Source organism: Salinisphaera shabanensis E1L3A (genome assembly GCF_000215955.2).
GTDB lineage: Bacteria > Pseudomonadota > Gammaproteobacteria > Nevskiales > Salinisphaeraceae > Salinisphaera > Salinisphaera shabanensis.
Genome location: NZ_AFNV02000007.1, coordinates 98,636 through 114,105 on the forward strand (window position 1 = coordinate 98,636; position 15,470 = coordinate 114,105).

The following is a 15,470-nucleotide window of genomic DNA, read 5'->3' on the forward strand; positions in this document are numbered from 1 at the left end:
TAAGCACTATGCGCAATCTGCGGACTGTGTGGGCGAACAAGGCCAAGGAAACTCGCCTTGCTATTTGACCTTGTCGCCAGGTTTCGCGCCCTCGTCAGGCGAAAGAATACGCGGGCTATCGCCGGCCGCCAGCACCATACCTTCGGACAGGCCGAAGCGCATCTTGCGGGGCGCGAGGTTGGCGACCATCACCGTAAGCCGGCCTTCGAGCTGAGACGGCTCATAAGCGGACTTGATGCCGGCAAAGACCTGCTTCTTGCCGAGTGCGCCCACATCGAGCGTCAGGCGCAATAGTTTGTCGGCGCCCTCGACATGGTCGGCTGCTTCGATACGCGCCACGCGCAAATCGATTTTCGCGAAGTCGCCGATTTCAATCGTATCGCTGTCGGCGCCCGTTTCGGCCGCCTTGGGCGCGGGTTTTTCGGCTGCTTTCTTGGGTGCTTCAGGCTCGGGCTCGGCGGTGTCCTGTGGTGCTGCCTTGGCCGCGAGATCTTCCTGGCTCGCCGCAATCATCTTGTCGATGGCCGGCTGTTCCACGCGGCGCAGCAACGGCTTGAAGCGTGCGATCTCGTGGCCGGTAAGCGGCGTGTCGAGATCGGCCCACTGCAGCTCATCGACCTGCAGGAACGCTTCAGCGCGGGCGGCGGTTTCCGGCAGTACCGGCTTGAGATAAATCGTGAGCTGGGCGAACAGATTGAGCGCGGTCGTACAGATCCGCTGCAGCTCGTCTTCACGGCCGTCTTCCTTGGCCACTTGCCAGGGTGCGCGCTCGGCGACATAGGCATTGGCCTCGTCGGCGAGCGCCATGATCTGGCGGATCGCCTGGGCAAAGCGTCGTTGCTCGTAGTGCTCGACTATCTCGTCGGCGGCCGCGGCAAAACGCTGGAACAGCTCGGGGTTGTCCAGCGTACCCGCCAATTCGCCGTCGAAGCGCTTGGTGATGAAGTTTGCGCAGCGGCTGGCGATGTTGACGTACTTGCCCACCAGGTCGGAATTGATTCGCGACCGGAAGTCGTCGAGGTTCAGATCGAGATCCTCGACCTTGCCGGACATCTTGGCGGTGAAGTAGTAGCGCAGAAACTCGGCCGGCAGGTGTTTGAGCCAGGTGCGGGCCTTGATGAAGGTGCCGCGCGACTTGGACATCTTCTCGCCGTTGACGGTCAGAAAACCGTGCGCATGAATCGCCGTGGGCGTGCGGTAACCCGCGCCCTTAAGCATGGCCGGCCAGAACAAGGCATGGAAATAGACGATGTCCTTGCCGATGAAGTGGTACAGCTCGGCGTCGGAGTCGGCTTTCCAGAATGTGTCGAAATCCAGCTCCTCGCCCTGGGCCTGGCGCTGCTTGCACAGGTTCAGGAAGCTGGCCATATAGCCGATTGGCGCGTCCAGCCAGACATAGAAATACTTGTCGTCGGTGCCGGGGATCTTGAAGCCGAAATAAGGCGCATCGCGCGAGATGTCCCAGTCCTTAAGGCCGGCGGTAAACCACTCATCGAGTTTGCGCGTGACCGCGTCCTGCAGATGGTCGCTGCGCGTCCAGTCGTGCAGGAATTTCTCGAAGTCGGCGAGCTGGAAGAAATAATGCTCCGAGTCGCGCTCGACCGGTGTGGCGCCAGACAGCACCGATACCGGGTTCTTGAGCTCGGTCGGCTGATAGGTCGCACCGCAGACTTCGCAGGCATCGCCGTACTGCTCGGGACTGCCGCATTTCGGGCATTCGCCGCGAATGAAGCGATCCGGCAGAAACATCTGTTTTTCTTCGTCGAAGGCCTGCGAGATGGTGCGACGCGCGATATGGCCGGCCTTGTCCAGGCGTGTATAAATCTCGCTGGCCAGCTCGCGGTTCTCGTCCGAATGGGTCGAGTGGTAGTTGTCGAAGCCGATCAGGAAGTCGTCGAAATCCTGTTTATGCTCCGCGCCCACGTCGGCGATCAGCTGCTCGGGTTCGATACCCATGTCGCGCGCCTTGAGCATGATCGGCGTGCCGTGCGCATCGTCCGCGCAGACATAGATACAGCGGTTGCCCCGCAGCTTCTGGAAGCGCACCCAGACATCGGTCTGGATGTATTCAACCAGATGGCCCAGATGGATCGAGCCATTGGCATAGGGCAGAGCAGAAGTAACGAGAATATCGCGCGCCATAACAGGCTGTCTTGTCGGCTGTCGAAAGCCGGCCAGTATGCCACAGCTGCAACGGGTGGCCGGCCTTGGCTGCTATCATCGGGGCCGTTTCAATTTAGCGATTCAACACCGGGAACCCGCCATGAGCGATGCCCTCAAGCAGACTGTCGAAACCGAGCTCGGTCGCTTCCACGAGCCTTATCTGGATACGGATCTGATAAGCGCGCGCACCGTGCGTACGCTCGATATCAAGGGCGATCGAGTGACGCTCGAGCTCGACCTCGGCTTCCCCTGCGGTGACTATGGCCAGACGTTGGCTGAGCAGGTACGCACCATGCTGGAAGCGGTCAGCGGTATCGAGCGTGCCGATGTGACCGTCGGTTTTTCGGTGGCGGCGCGCGCGGTGCAGCCGTCGCTCAAGCGCGTGGAAGGCGTGCGCAACATCATCGCCGTGGCTTCGGCCAAGGGCGGCGTGGGCAAATCGACGGTGGCCGCCAATCTCGCGCTGGCGCTCAAGGCCGATGGTGCATCGGTCGGCCTGCTCGATGCCGATATCTATGGGCCCAGCCAGCCGCGCCTGATGGGCATCGAAGGCCGGGCCCAGGCCAAGGACGGCAAGACGCTGCTGCCGATGCAAGCGCACGGCATGCAGACGATGTCGATCGGCTATCTCATCGAAAAGGATTCACCCGCGATTCTGCGCGGGCCGATGGTGACCTCGGCGCTGCAACAGATGCTGTTTCAGACCGCCTGGGACGACCTCGACTATCTCATCATCGACCTGCCGCCGGGCACCGGCGATATTCAGCTCACTCTGGCGCAGAAAGTGCCGGTGTCCGGCGCAGTTGTTGTCACGACGCCACAGGATCTGGCCCTCATCGACGCGCGCAAGGGCGTGGAAATGTTCAAGAAGGTAAACGTGCCGGTCCTGGGTATCGTCGAGAATATGAGCACGCATATCTGTTCGAACTGCGGCCACGAAGAAGCGATTTTCGGCGCCCACGGCGGCCAGACCCTGGCCGACGAATACGATGTCGGCCTGCTGGGTGAGCTGCCGCTGGACATCTCGATTCGCGAAAACGCCGATGCGGGGCATCCCAGCGTCGTTGCCGATCCGCAAGGCAATATCGCCAGTGCTTATTTTGATATGTCGCGCCGTACCGCGGCCCGCCTGTCGCAACAGAAAAAGGACTACGCCAGCAAGTTCCCGAATATCAAGGTTGAAAGCACCTAGGTCCTGCGCGTGTTCAGGCGCGCAGCGCGCGAAACGCGTCAATCACATGCTGTGCGAGTGCCTTGCCGGCCTCGGAACACTGGGCACCGAACACAAGCGCGGTATGGGTTTCTGCCAGCGGCGGTAGCTCGGGATCATCGATGATCTCCAGATCCGCGGAATCGACCAGTGGGCGCGGGAATGGCGCAACCGCCAGGTCTGCCAGTACCGCCGCGCGCTGGCCGGCGCTGTGATCGCTGCTGTACGCCACCCGGTAACGTCGGCCCGCATGGTCGAGCGCGTCGACAGCGCTGGCGCGCCACGCGCAGCCGGCTCGGCGAGTGCGACCGGTAACGGTTCGCGTAGCCGTGCGCTGCCGCCACGGCGTGCGGCCCACACCAGAGGCTCGGTATGCACGATTTCGCCACGCTTGGAATCGAAATCGTGCTTGCCGGTCGTCACCAGCGTGAAATCGATTTCGTCGGCGTCCAGGCGCTGCAGCAGCAGGCGGCTGGTGCCGGTCATGACGTCGACCTGTACGGCCGGATTGGAGCGAGCGAATGCGCCCAGTACCCGCGGCAGAATCCGTCCGCCGACATCATCCGGCGAGCCGATGCGTACCGTGCCATCGAGTACCGGCGCCAGAAAGCAGGCCACGGCCTCGGCATTGAGTTGTAGCAGCTGGCGGGCGTAGCGCAGCAGCAGTTCGCCGTGTTCGGTCAAGTGCACGCGACGCGCCTCGCGTACGAACAGACGCTTGTCGAGCATCGTCTCCAGCCCCTTGATCTGCATGCTCAAGGCCGAAGGGGTTCGAAACACGGCTTTGGCCGCACGGGTGAAACTGCCGTGCTCGGCGATAGCAACGAAACTTTTAAGCACCTCGGTATCGAGCAGCCGCTCTGTGGCGCTCGTGGTTTGGCCTGGCAGTCTCGTCATCGGATTCAATTAAGAAAAATTGAACGTTGAGTATAGATCTTTTCGCTGGTTTGAACAGCCGCGCGCTTTCATGCTGATTACGCCCGCCAATAGCGGCGATCAGTAAACGGCCCTTCCCGGGCTCTACGGAGAAGCGATATGCGTGACGTTTTTTCTTCAACCCGCAAGACGCCGGTTCGATCTAAGGCACCGACGCAACCGGCGATCGAGCGTATTTATATGCCGGCAATGCCGCCGCTATGGTTGTTCGCGCGGCTGGACCGGTGGCTCGAACGCCGGCGTCCGAGCCGAAGTCTGCGACAGCTACTCGAGCGCGACGATCGTATCCTTCGTGATCTGGGCTACAGCCGTGCTGAGTTGCACCAGCAGCTGCAAGCCTTGAAGCGGTCGTCAGCGACGGCGGCCTGTGTACCACCGGGTGAAAAACGGCTCGGCGATGGGCCGAGCCGTTGACAGGTTTTTACAACGAGCGCGCCTCGTCGGCGATATCGATCACGATCTTGCCGACGGCCGCGCCCGCTTCCAGATGCGAATGCGCAGCTGCTACATCGCCGAGCGTGAAGCGGCGATCGTCGAGCAAAGGCTTGAGCTGATCGGTCGCGGCAAGTGCCGCGGCCTTGGTCAGAATCTCACCGTGGTGCTGGGGGTGCACGCCATGCAGCATGCTGGTGAGCATGAAGATGGTATGCAGCGTGAGGCTCTTGGTATGCATGGGCGTGAGGTCGGCCTCGTACTGCGACACGATGGTCGCGACCTGGCCGTTGACTCGCGCGCCCGCAAACGAGGTGGCGATATCCGAGCCGCCGGTGGCATCGAAGACCACATCGAAGCCGCGGCCTGCGGTCAGGCGATCGACATAGTCTTCGACGCTTTCCTCACGATAACTGATGGTCTCGTCGGCGCCCATGCGGCGCGCGATATCAGCTTTGGCCGCTGAGGAAATCGTTGCGGCCACACGTGCGCCCTGCGCCTTGGCCAGCTGAATGGCGATATGACCCACGCCACCGGCGCCGCCGTGGATGAGCACATGATCCCCGGGCGCGATGCGGGTGCGATCGACCATCGCTTCCCAGGCGGTGATGGTCACCAGCGGCAGGGCCGCAGTTTCGCGCCAATCCAGCGCATCCGGCTTGAACGCCATGAAGGCGGCATCGACCGCGATATATTCGCCATAAGCACCGCCGCGCCCGCGCAGTCCGCCGGCACAGCCATAAACGGCATCGCCAGCCTTGAAGCGGGTGACGCCTTCGCCGACCGCCTCGACTATGCCGGCCACATCGCAGCCGAGCACGCCGGGCAGTTCCGGCGCGATCGGCGGGCCTGCGGCGCGCAGCTTCGTATCGACCGGGTTCACGCTGGAGGCGATCTGACGTACCAGCAACTGGCCCGCGCCCGGCGTGGGTGTATCGATCTCGGCGGACTCGAATACATCGGGCGCGCCGAATTCGCGAATGAGCTGGACCTGCATATTAGGCTCCTGAAAGCGTTTGATTCATTGACGGGTCAATGATACGCGATCAGGGCAGCTGGCTCAGCCCGGGCGTAGGCCCTAAACTGCGCGCTTTGCCCGCCGCGCAGAGTCGAGTCGATGAGTATCAAATCCGATAAATGGATCCGCCGCATGGCGGCCGAACAGGGCATGATCGAGCCGTTCGAGCCCGGCCAGGTGAAGGAAAATGAGACGGGGCGAATCGTGTCCTACGGTGTATCGAGCTATGGCTACGACGTGCGCTGCTCGCCGCATTTCAAGATATTCACCAACATCAATACGGCGGTGGTGGATCCGAAAGCGTTCGATGAAAAGAGCTTTCAGGATTTCGAAGGCGACACCTGCATCATCCCGCCCAATTCCTTCGCGCTGGCCTCGACGGTAGAGTACTTCCGCATTCCGCGCAGCGTACTCACCATTTGCCTGGGCAAGTCGACCTACGCGCGCTGCGGCATCATCGTCAACGTCACGCCGCTGGAGCCGGAGTGGGAAGGCCACGTGACACTGGAGTTTTCCAACACGACGACCTTGCCGGCCAAGATCTACGCCAATGAAGGCGTCGCCCAGATGCTGTTTCTGGAATCGGACGAAATTTGCGAAACGTCCTACAAGGATCGGGGCGGCAAGTATCAGGGCCAGCGCGGGGTCACGTTGCCGCGCACCTAGCGATCGAGCGCGGTGATCTGCATACGGAAAACGCCGGTCTTGGGTTTTTCGTGTTCGACCTGGATCGGTATCCAGTCGGCATCGGGGGCCAGCCAGAAGCGCAGACCGCGCTTGGGGTCGTCTATGCGCTCGATCTTGACCGTGTCGTAGCGTCCGGCGGGTGTTTTGATGCGACCGCCGTCGCTGGCACGCAGGCGATAGGTCTTTTGTTTCTTTTCATCGATCAGGACGAAATCGCGTTCGCCCGCGGCGTCGGGCTGGGGGTGTTCGGCCACCCAGCGGCGCGCCGCAATCTGGATCGATAACGGATCGAATGCGCTTTCGCCGAGGGTCAGGTTTTTCGTGGCGCCGGCTTCGCTGCGATATACGACCTCGTGGCTTGCCCAGTCGAACTCTAGGCTATAGCTGTCGTCGGTATTGCCTTCCATATGGTGCGCAAAGCGCTGCGGTCGTACCACGCCATTTTCGATACAGAATCGGCTTTCGTCGATCACCTGGCCAACGAAGACACGCACGATGGCGTTCGGATTGGCTTCGCCGCGGAATACGTAGCAGTTGTCGGCGCCCTCGCGGGACAGCGAAAAGCGGGTGGTGCCAAGCGTTACTGCGCCCCGTTTCACCTTGAACTGGGCATCGAAGGTTTGCATCACATCGGCTCCGGCGATGGGGGAATCCAGCATGGCAACGAGCAGCAGGCACAGCGCGCCGTATCGTTTACAGCGGCGGTCATGAAAGCGCCAGCCGGTCGTATTCGTCATGCGGGCAGCGATCCTGTAAGCCATGGTCACGCCATACCACGCCATCCTTGAAATACACGCGGCCGGCGACCAGTTCTGCAAGCGCGGCCGGGTAAAGACGTTGTTCGACCTCGACCATCACGCGATCGGCCAGCGTATCCGGCGTATCGTCTGATTCGATCGCGATACTGCCCTGACGGATAAGCGGCCCGTCGTCCAGGTCGGGGGTAACGAAATGCACGCTCGCGCCGTGGCGCGCGTCGCCATTCGACAGTGCGCGTTCGTGCGTGTTCAGCCCTTTATAGAGCGGCAGCAGCGAAGGATGAATATTGATCAGTTTCGCTTCGAAGCGTTCGACGAAGGCCTGGCTCAATATGCGCATGAAGCCAGCGAGCACCACCCAGTCCGGACGGGCAGCGGCAATACGGGCAGCCAGCGCGCGATCGAAATCCTCGCGATGATTGAAACCGCGCGGTTCGATACAGACACAGTTGAGGCCGGCCAGACGTGCGATCTGCATGCCCGGCGCGTCGGCGCGGTTGCTGATCACCAGCGCGATCTCGGCAGCGAGCTCACCGGCTTCAATTGCCTGAATGATCGCTTGCAGATTGCGCCCGCGCCCGGAAATGACCACTACCAGGCGAGCCTTTTCGCTCGTGCTGTCGGGGCGGGCGATACTCAAACCAGGCGAACGGCGTCGTCTTCGGCGTTTTCGCGCGCGTGGATGCGCCCGAGTTCGAAAACCTGCTCGCCCGCCCCGGTGAGTACATCGATGGCCTGGGCGACCTGGTCGGCTGGCACCACGACGCAGTAGCCGATACCGCAGTTGAAGGTGCGATCCATCTCCGCTTCGCTGACATTGCCTGCATCGGCGAGCCAGTCGAAGACCGGCGGGCGCGTCCAGGCGCTGCGTTCGATGGTGGCGGCCAGATGGTCGGGAATCACGCGCGCGAAATTCTCGGCCAGACCGCCGCCAGTGATATGCGCCATGGCCTGCACGTCGACCTGCGCAAGCAACGCCTGAATCGCTTTTACATAAATACGAGTCGGCGCGAGCAGCGCATCGGCCAGGCTTTGGTCGCCGAGACGGGTTTCCAGTGTCGCCCCGGCCACATCCAGAATACGGCGTACCAGCGAATAGCCGTTGGAATGCGCGCCGGAAGAGGCCAGCCCAAGCACGACGCTACCTTCGCTCAGGCGACTGCCGTCGATACGGGCATCGTATTCGACCACGCCCACACAGAAGCCGGCCAGATCGAAATCACCGCTGGCATACATGCCGGGCATTTCGGCTGTTTCGCCGCCGATGAGCGACGCGCCTGCCTGGCGACAGCCTTCGGCGATGCTCTTGATGACCGGCGCGGCAACGGCGGCGTCGAGATGGGCCGTGGCGTAGTAGTCGAGAAAGAACAACGGTTCCGCGCCGGTCACCAGCACATCGTTTACACACATGGCGACCAGATCGATACCGATACCGTCAAAACGGTGTGCATCGATCGCAAGGCGCAGCTTCGTGCCCACGCCATCGGTGCCGGAGACGAGCACCGGGCGCCGATAGCGGTCGACCGGCAGCTCGAACAGGCCGCCGAAACCGCCCAGTCCGCCGATCACTTCGGGCCGGCGGGTGGCCTCGACCGGGCCGCGTATTTCGTCGACCAGACGATTGCCGGCATCGATATCCACGCCGGCGTCGGCATAAGTCAGAGAAGGGCGTTGGCTCACGTGGAATCGCTCACGGTTGAAAGAGATTGAGCCCGTCGGGCCGGGCAGCGCATGTTATTGTAACGCGGGTATCCAGCCCTGTTGCCAGCGGTGTGGGTCGTATCGATTATTACTGTTTTGCGCAACGTGGCCGGCATACGAACCGGGTGTCTCTGTACGGGCCGTGGCTGCCGTGTCGCGACCACGCGCATCGTGTCATCGGGCGCTGGGATTTTCAGGGTTGAGGGGCCGTTATCGTCGTTTTCATGCCGAGGTATTCGTGCAACACCACAGGAGTCAGGATCGCGGCGCGCGCGCCCGCATTTTCATGTGCCGCGCCGGTAGCGTGAATGGCATATCGATGAATCGATCGACCGGATACCCGTCATGGTGAAAAGCCAGCGCAATGTCGCGATTGGCGTGTTCGCGTTCGTCGTCTTCACGATCTGGCTGCTGGGCTCGATCCTCACGCCGTTTCTCATCGGCGCCGGCCTGGCGTATGTCTGCGATCCCATCGTCGATCGGCTCGAACGGATGCGCATGTCGCGCACCGGCGGGGTCGTGGTGGTTTTTGCCGTAGTTACAGTGGTGCTGTCTCTTCTGATGTTGCTGCTGTTGCCGCCACTGCAAAAGCAGCTCAATACGCTGGTACAGAACCTGCCGCGCTATTTGGACTGGATTCAGCAGACGACCGCGCCGTATCTCGGTTCGTTCGGGCGTAATGGCCAGTCGCTCGACGTGGAGTCGATCAAGACCCTGATTGCCGACAACTGGGGCACCGCGGGCGGCTTTGCTTCTACAGTCGCCAAGAAAGCGTTTTCTTCGGGTACCGCGCTCATGGCGATCGCCATGAACCTGCTGCTCATCCCGGTGATCATGTTCTATCTGCTGCGCGACTGGGACCACATGGTCGCCTGGATCAAGTCGCAGTTGCCGCGCCGCTATGTCGGCACGATCACCGAACTCGCCGAGGAAACCGACCAGGTATTGGGCCAGTTCATCCGTGGCCAGCTTCTGGTGATGACCGTGCTCGGCTCGATTTATATCGTCGGTCTGTGGCTGGCGGGCCTCGATCTGGCGCTGGTGATCGGTCTGGGCGCGGGGCTGGTGAGCTTCGTGCCTTATGTTGGCGTAATCAGCGGCTTGCTGGTATCGAGCATTGCGATGCTCGTACAGACCGGCGACCCGTTCCAGCTGGTCTGGGTTTTCATCGTCTTCGGTATCGGTCAGGTGCTCGAACAGGTGATTCTGCAGCCGCTGCTGCTGGGTGATGCCATCGGCCTGCATCCGGTGTGGGTCATTTTCGCGGTACTGGCCGGCGGTCAGATCCTGGGCTTCGTCGGTGTGCTCATTGCCTTGCCGGTGGCCGCGGCCGTGGCTGTGATCGTGCGCTACGGTGGTCGACAATGGCGCTCCAGCCGAGCCTATCTCGACCATTGATGTCTGTGTGTTCGACGAGGTCGCGATAATGGCGACACAGCTCATTCTGGGGGTTCAGCTGCCGCAGAGCGCGACGCTCGACGCATTCGTGGGCGAAACGAATGCGCCCGTACGCGCAGCCGTGACCCAGATTGCCGATGGCCGCAGCGAGCGCCTGTTCGTGCACGGCCCCGAAGCCAGCGGCAAGACGCATTTGCTCCAGGCGGTGTGTCGTGCAGCCGGCGATGCCGGCGATCGCAGTGTCTATGTGCCGCTGGATCAGGTCGCCGATCAAGCCGAGTCGCTACTGGCCGGGTTACAGGATATGGACTGTGTCTGTATCGACGATGTAGCGGCGATCGCAGGCGACCGCGACGCTGAAATCGCGCTATTGAGTCTCACCGACGGACTGCGCGCGCGCGGCGGACGTTTGCTGGCAGCCGATCGACAGCCGCCGGCGGAACTGGGTCTGGCGCTACCCCGATCTGGCCAGCCGACTGGTCTGGGGCGGGGTGATCGCGACCACCGAACTCGATGATGCCGACAAGCATGCATTGCTCGTCGAGCGTGCCGCCCAGCGCGGTATGGAAATGCCCGATGCGACAGCCCGCTGGCTGCTGCGCCACGGCGAGCGCGACGTGCCGGCACTGATGCGCGCACTCGATACGCTGGATCACGCCTCACTGGCTGCCCATCGACGGCTGACCATTCCGTTCGTCAAACAGATTCTGGGCTGATTTCCTGTGGGCCGTTTTGCGGCCTTAAGAGCGTGTCGCTTCGCGTTCGCGCGCATCCCATTTGGCGAACACCACGGTGCCCACGAACATCGCGATACTGGCGCCCAGGCACAGGTCCACGGCCAGAGTGGCGACGCCGGAAATATATTCGACCATCGCATAGGCCATATAGAACAGGGCGGCCATTGAGGCCCAGGCCGCGGTATAAATGCGTGCACGCGCCAGCCCGTTGAGCGAGGCCAGTAGGGGCAGGCTGAAGATCCCTGCCAGTAGTAGCCGCTCGGTGGTATGAACGCCGGCAATCCAGAACAGGCTCACGATCAGCGCAATATTGGAAATTACGGCGAGTAGCAGGGCATAACGAGACCAGCGCATCAGGGATCGCCCAGTTTGAGTGCGGTACGTGCGACACGCTCGCCGAGATTGCGGGCGAGCTGCTTTTCGATATCGGTGAGCGCCTTGTCGCCGATCACGCCGGATACATGGCTGGCACCGTACGGGGTGCCGCCGCTGTCGGTTTCGGCCAGCAGATTGTCGGCGGTATAGGTCAGGCCGACGATCAGCATGCCGTGATGCAGCAACGGCAACATCATGCTCGTCAGTGTGGTTTCCTGACCGCCGTGCAGACTGCCTGTCGATGTGAACACTGCCGCAGGCTTGTCGGCGAGTGTGCCCGACAGCCACTGGCCTGACAGCGTATCGATGAAATACTTCAAAGGCGCGGCCATATTGCCGAAACGTGTCGGCGAGCCGATGATCAGGCCGGCACAGTCCTCGAGATCGTCGTGGGTCGCATAGGGTGCGCCGTGTTCAGGCACCGATGGCGCGCTGGCCTCGGAATCGGGCGAGACTTCGGGCACCGTGCGTACGCGAGCCTGCATAGGTTTGGCTTTGGCGATGCCGCGCGCGACTTCGTTCGCGAGTGCGGCGGTGGCGCCGTTGCGACTGTAATAGAGCACGAGAATCTCGTTGCTCGTGGAAGTGCTGCTCATGAATGCGTGTCCTGACGGGAATCGATGAGTTCGAATAGGCGCTCGGGTGGGCGAGCGATGAGTGCTGCGGTATCGGTGACGAGTAGCGGGCGCTGCATCAGCGCCGGTTGGGCGACGAGCAGCGTTACTACGCTATCCCGATCGAGTGTGTTTTCAGTGTAGCCACTGTCGGCAAAGGCGGTATCGGTGGTACGTACAAGCGATGCGGGTGCCGTATCGAGCGCTTCGATCAGGCTGGCGAGTTCGGCGGCGCCAGGCGGCGCTTTCAGATAATCCACGACTTCCACCACCTGTCCCGCGTCCTCGAGTAGGGACAGCGCCGTGCGTGACTTGGAACAACGCGGGTTGTAATACAAACGCATGACGGCGACGGGGTTGGAATGGGCGGCTCATCCTGCGACGCGTGCGCCAACAACGCAACGCCGGGCTTGCGATCAGCGGGCGTACCAGCGTGCCTGCAAGGCGCTTGCGACCCGCGATGGGTACCAGTACTGGCCGAGGCTGCCGTTATAGCGGGCCAGGGCGCGGGTGAGATCGCCGTTTTCCTTGTCGAGATAGAACGCCAGAATCGTGCAGCCGTAGCGCAGATTGGTGCGCATATCGAAGAGATTGTCGTCGGGCCGCCCGATTTCGTCGATCCAGAACGGCATGATCTGCATGAGCCCGATTGCGCCTGCCGACGATACCGCAAAACGCTGGAAAGCAGATTCCACCTGGATTAACGACAGCACCACCTGCGGGTCCAACCCGGCGCGCGTCGACTCGGCGTGTACGGTCTTGAGCAGAGCCATGCGCCGGCCGACATCCGGCATGAGACGTTCCAGGCGGGTCGACATGTCGAGCAACCAGACTTCGGCTTCGAAACGATTCGAGAACGTGGCCGACTCGTGTACGGCGCTCATCAACGCCCGGCGCAGAGCCGGATCCACCGCTTCAGGTTGGGCTGCAGCGCCGTGCGCGGGGGAGCCCACGAACATTGCGGCCCAGACTACGCTGGGCAACAGCACCCGTACGAGCCACGCGACCGCGCGCGCTAGCGAATACGTCTCGGACAAAGTCTGATTCCCCCGTCGGCCTGGCTCGTTTTTCCATACGCGCCGCGTGCACCGATGCCGCGTGAACGAACGCGCTGATCGTAGGCGATCCTCGACGTTATCGGCGCCTAGCGGCCCAACTTTTGCCGCAAGGCTTCAAGGCTGTATTCGATCTGGCTGTTGTCACTGTCGCGGCGGCCCTTGTATTCGAGCGTACCCGCCTCGAGCCCGCGATCGGAGATGACCACGCGATGCGGAATGCCGATGAGCTCGGCATCCGCGAACATCGGTCCGGGACGCAGGCCGCGATCGTCGAGGGCGACATCGATGCCGGCATTGCGGCATTCGGCATACAGGTTGTCGCAGGCCTTGCGCACTGCAGCGGATTTGTCGGCCTTGATGGGAATGATGACCAGCTCGAACGGCGCGATCGCCGTCGGCCAGCAGATGCCGGCATCGTCGAAGCACTGCTCGATCGCGGCGGCGACGATACGGGATACGCCAAAGCCGTAGCAGCCCATCTGCGGTGTGATCGACTTGCCGTTTTCGTCCAGCACGCTCAGCTCGAGCGCGCGGCTGTACTTGTCGCCCAGTTGGAATACGTGGCCGACTTCGATGCCGCGCAGAATCGATAGCGGCGAGCCGTCCGGGCTCGGGTCGCCGGCGACCACGTTGCGCAGGTCGGCAAACTCGGGCTCTATCGCGTCGCGGCCCCAGTTGAAGTTCACGAAGTGGGCACCGTCATAGTTCGCGCCCACGGCCATGTCTGCAGCGTTCTGCACGGCGTAATCGGCAATCACGCGCACGTTGACGTTCACCGGGCCGAGCGAGCCAGGGCCGGCACCGAAATGTTCGCGGATGACGGATTCTTCGGCGAATTGCAGTGGCGTGGCGATGCCGTCGATGCCTTCGGCCTTGATTTCGTTGAGGCTGTGATCGCCGCGCAGCACCAGGAGCACCGGCTTGTCGTCGTCGCCCATGACCACGATCGCCTTGGCGGTGGTTTCGGCCGGCAGATCGAGTGCGGCGCACAAATCGGCGATGGTGGCCACGCCGGGGGTATCCACCTTGCGCAATTCGCCGCCCGGGGCCGGGCGCGGTGTCTCGCTGGCCATGGTGAGGGCCGCTTCGACGTTGGCCGCGTAACGGCCGTTCTCGGCGACCGCCAGTTCGTCTTCACCGGTCTGTGCGAGCACATGAAACTCTTCGGATTTGGCGCCACCAATCGCACCGGAGTCCGCTGCGACCACGCGATAATCCAGCCCGATGCGATCGAGAATACGTGCATAGGCCGCGCGCATGACGTGGTATTCGCGGTCCAGGTCCGCGTCGTCCATATGGAAGGAGTAGGCGTCCTTCATGATGAATTCGCGTGCGCGCATCAGGCCGAAGCGCGGCCGGATCTCGTCGCGGAATTTTGTCTGGATCTGGTAGAAATTGACCGGCAGCTGTTTGTAGCTGCTGATATCGCGCTTGGCGTAGTCGGTGATGACTTCTTCGTGCGTGGGCCCGAAGCAGTATTGGCGTTCCGCGCGATCGGTCATGCGCAGCATGAGATCGCCCATGGCGTCCCAGCGTCCGCTTTGTTGCCAGAGTTCGGCCGGCTGTACGGCCGGCATGAGCACTTCGAGTGCGCCGGCCGCGTCCATTTCCTCGCGCACGATGTTTTCCACCTTGCGCAAGACCCGAATGCCCAGCGGCGTCCAGGTATACAGGCCGGCGCCGAGTTTGCGGATCATGCCGGCACGCAGCATCAGCTGGTGCGACACGATTTCGGCATCGGCCGGGGTTTCCTTGGTGGTGGACAGGGCGAAAGCGGATAGACGCATGGGCAGGGCCGGTCGGGTCGGTGAACGAATCAGCCCGCGATTCTACAAAAAAGCGCGGCGGGTGACCGAAAGCCTTGAAGATCGCTGTGCTTTCGCGCCGACGCTCAGTCCAGAATGGTGAGCACGCGCTCGCGCATGGTGTCGTCTTCACGCTGCCACGCGCGCATCTCGAGCACCCCTTTGATATTGAGCGAAATAATCAGATACAGCGCTTCCGGGTAACCCAGGCCCGCCAGGTCATGCACGGAAGGCCCGGGCGGTGCGCTGGGGTGCGAATGATAGATCGCCAGCATTCCCTCGCCACGCTCGCGCATGTTCCTGAGTGCGGCGACCTGGCCTGCCGGATCCATTTCGAAGCGCCGCGCGGGCTCAGCCGCCACGTTGGCCACCGGGTAGATGTCGTAAGGCACGCCGTCGCGTTGGCTCAGAAAACCGCAGACTTCGACGTCCGGCTGTTTTTGTGCTTCGAAAAGCAAGCGGGTGGCCAGCATCCGACTCATTTTTACAGGGGTCACGCCTAATTCCTTATTAAATCGACGCGCATGATAGCGCCCGCATCCTATCGGCACGAGAGACGGCGCGCGGGCGCGCGAGCT

Annotated in this window: 18 protein-coding genes; 6 read left to right on the forward strand and 12 right to left on the reverse strand. The window is 62.3% G+C overall.

Going from position 1 to position 15,470, the window contains the following annotated elements:
• Positions 1-60 precede the first annotated feature (60 nt).
• Complete coding sequence (gene metG / locus SSPSH_RS05910; protein ID WP_006915059.1) at positions 61-2,142, reverse strand: methionine--tRNA ligase; 2,082 nt, start codon at positions 2,140-2,142, stop codon at positions 61-63.
• A 121-nt stretch (positions 2,143-2,263) separates the two neighbouring features.
• Between metG and apbC the strand changes: the two genes are divergently transcribed.
• Positions 2,264-3,355, forward strand: coding sequence for an iron-sulfur cluster carrier protein ApbC (gene apbC, locus SSPSH_RS05915; RefSeq protein WP_006915060.1), 1,092 nt, complete (start codon positions 2,264-2,266; stop codon positions 3,353-3,355).
• Between the two features lie 42 nt (positions 3,356-3,397).
• On the opposite strand, the gene SSPSH_RS05920 is transcribed toward apbC, so the two are convergent.
• The gene (locus SSPSH_RS05920; protein ID WP_021031480.1) at positions 3,398-4,270 is read right to left on the reverse strand and encodes a LysR family transcriptional regulator; all 873 of its coding nucleotides are present in this window, start codon (positions 4,268-4,270) and stop codon (positions 3,398-3,400) included.
• Between the two features lie 138 nt (positions 4,271-4,408).
• Between SSPSH_RS05920 and SSPSH_RS05925 the strand changes: the two genes are divergently transcribed.
• The gene (locus tag SSPSH_RS05925) at positions 4,409-4,723 is read left to right on the forward strand and encodes a DUF1127 domain-containing protein (protein ID WP_006915063.1); all 315 of its coding nucleotides are present in this window, start codon (positions 4,409-4,411) and stop codon (positions 4,721-4,723) included.
• 7 nt (positions 4,724-4,730) lie between these two features.
• Here the strand turns inward: SSPSH_RS05925 and SSPSH_RS05930 are convergent, their stop codons facing one another.
• Positions 4,731-5,738: a zinc-dependent alcohol dehydrogenase family protein gene (locus tag SSPSH_RS05930; RefSeq protein ID WP_006915064.1), complete on the reverse strand. Its 1,008-nt coding sequence runs from the start codon at positions 5,736-5,738 to the stop codon at positions 4,731-4,733.
• Positions 5,739-5,858: 120 nt separating this feature from the next.
• Here SSPSH_RS05930 and dcd point away from each other — a divergent pair, with 120 nt between their 5' ends.
• A complete protein-coding gene (gene dcd / locus SSPSH_RS05935; RefSeq protein ID WP_006915065.1) occupies positions 5,859-6,425 on the forward strand; it encodes a dCTP deaminase in 567 nt (188 codons plus the stop codon).
• Here dcd and SSPSH_RS05940 read toward each other — a convergent pair.
• Genes SSPSH_RS05940 through purM form a run of 3 tightly spaced genes read right to left on the reverse strand, consistent with a single transcriptional unit; the run spans position 6,422 to position 8,884 of the window.
• Positions 6,422-7,183 (reverse strand): DUF3108 domain-containing protein, encoded by a 762-nt coding sequence (locus tag SSPSH_RS05940; protein ID WP_006915066.1) that lies wholly within the window; start codon positions 7,181-7,183, stop codon positions 6,422-6,424. The two genes, dcd and SSPSH_RS05940, sit on opposite strands and share 4 nt — an antisense overlap.
• Positions 7,152-7,844 carry a phosphoribosylglycinamide formyltransferase gene (gene purN / locus SSPSH_RS05945; protein ID WP_021031481.1) on the reverse strand — a complete coding sequence of 231 codons (693 nt, stop codon included), beginning with the start codon at positions 7,842-7,844 and terminating at the stop codon, positions 7,152-7,154. Before purN ends, SSPSH_RS05940 begins: the two co-directional genes overlap by 32 nt.
• Positions 7,841-8,884, reverse strand: coding sequence for a phosphoribosylformylglycinamidine cyclo-ligase (gene purM, locus SSPSH_RS05950; RefSeq protein WP_021031482.1), 1,044 nt, complete (start codon positions 8,882-8,884; stop codon positions 7,841-7,843). The genes purN and purM overlap by 4 nt, the downstream gene beginning before the upstream one ends.
• Positions 8,885-9,250: 366 nt before the next feature.
• On the opposite strand from purM, the gene SSPSH_RS05955 reads away from it, so the two are divergent.
• The 3 genes from SSPSH_RS05955 to SSPSH_RS17800 are packed head-to-tail and all read left to right on the forward strand — an operon-like array spanning position 9,251 to position 11,019.
• Positions 9,251-10,303, forward strand: a complete 1,053-nt coding sequence (locus tag SSPSH_RS05955; RefSeq protein ID WP_006915068.1) for an AI-2E family transporter — start codon at positions 9,251-9,253, stop codon at positions 10,301-10,303.
• A gap of 28 nt (positions 10,304-10,331) precedes the next feature.
• Positions 10,332-10,820: a DnaA ATPase domain-containing protein gene (locus SSPSH_RS05960; protein ID WP_021031483.1), complete on the forward strand. Its 489-nt coding sequence runs from the start codon at positions 10,332-10,334 to the stop codon at positions 10,818-10,820.
• Entirely contained in the window at positions 10,795-11,019 is a 225-nt protein-coding gene (locus SSPSH_RS17800) for an HdaA/DnaA family protein (protein ID WP_021031484.1), read from the forward strand. The genes SSPSH_RS05960 and SSPSH_RS17800 overlap by 26 nt, the downstream gene beginning before the upstream one ends.
• Positions 11,020-11,043: 24 nt before the next feature.
• On the opposite strand, the gene SSPSH_RS05965 is transcribed toward SSPSH_RS17800, so the two are convergent.
• The 6 genes from SSPSH_RS05965 to SSPSH_RS05990 form a co-directional block, all read right to left on the reverse strand.
• On the reverse strand, positions 11,044-11,394 hold the full coding sequence (locus SSPSH_RS05965; RefSeq protein WP_006915070.1) for a DUF2069 domain-containing protein: 351 nt from the start codon (positions 11,392-11,394) through the stop codon (positions 11,044-11,046).
• Complete coding sequence (gene wrbA, locus SSPSH_RS05970) at positions 11,394-12,011, reverse strand: NAD(P)H:quinone oxidoreductase (RefSeq protein WP_006915071.1); 618 nt, start codon at positions 12,009-12,011, stop codon at positions 11,394-11,396. Before wrbA ends, SSPSH_RS05965 begins: the two co-directional genes overlap by 1 nt.
• Positions 12,008-12,373, reverse strand: coding sequence for an ArsC/Spx/MgsR family protein (locus SSPSH_RS05975; protein WP_006915072.1), 366 nt, complete (start codon positions 12,371-12,373; stop codon positions 12,008-12,010). Before SSPSH_RS05975 ends, wrbA begins: the two co-directional genes overlap by 4 nt.
• Before the next feature lie 72 nt (positions 12,374-12,445).
• A complete protein-coding gene (locus SSPSH_RS05980; protein WP_006915073.1) occupies positions 12,446-13,066 on the reverse strand; it encodes a lytic transglycosylase domain-containing protein in 621 nt (206 codons plus the stop codon).
• Between the two features lie 107 nt (positions 13,067-13,173).
• A complete protein-coding gene (locus SSPSH_RS05985) occupies positions 13,174-14,874 on the reverse strand; it encodes a proline--tRNA ligase (protein WP_006915074.1) in 1,701 nt (566 codons plus the stop codon).
• Between the two features lie 104 nt (positions 14,875-14,978).
• Positions 14,979-15,389, reverse strand: a complete 411-nt coding sequence (locus SSPSH_RS05990; RefSeq protein ID WP_021031485.1) for a M67 family metallopeptidase — start codon at positions 15,387-15,389, stop codon at positions 14,979-14,981.
• Positions 15,390-15,470 lie beyond the last annotated feature (81 nt).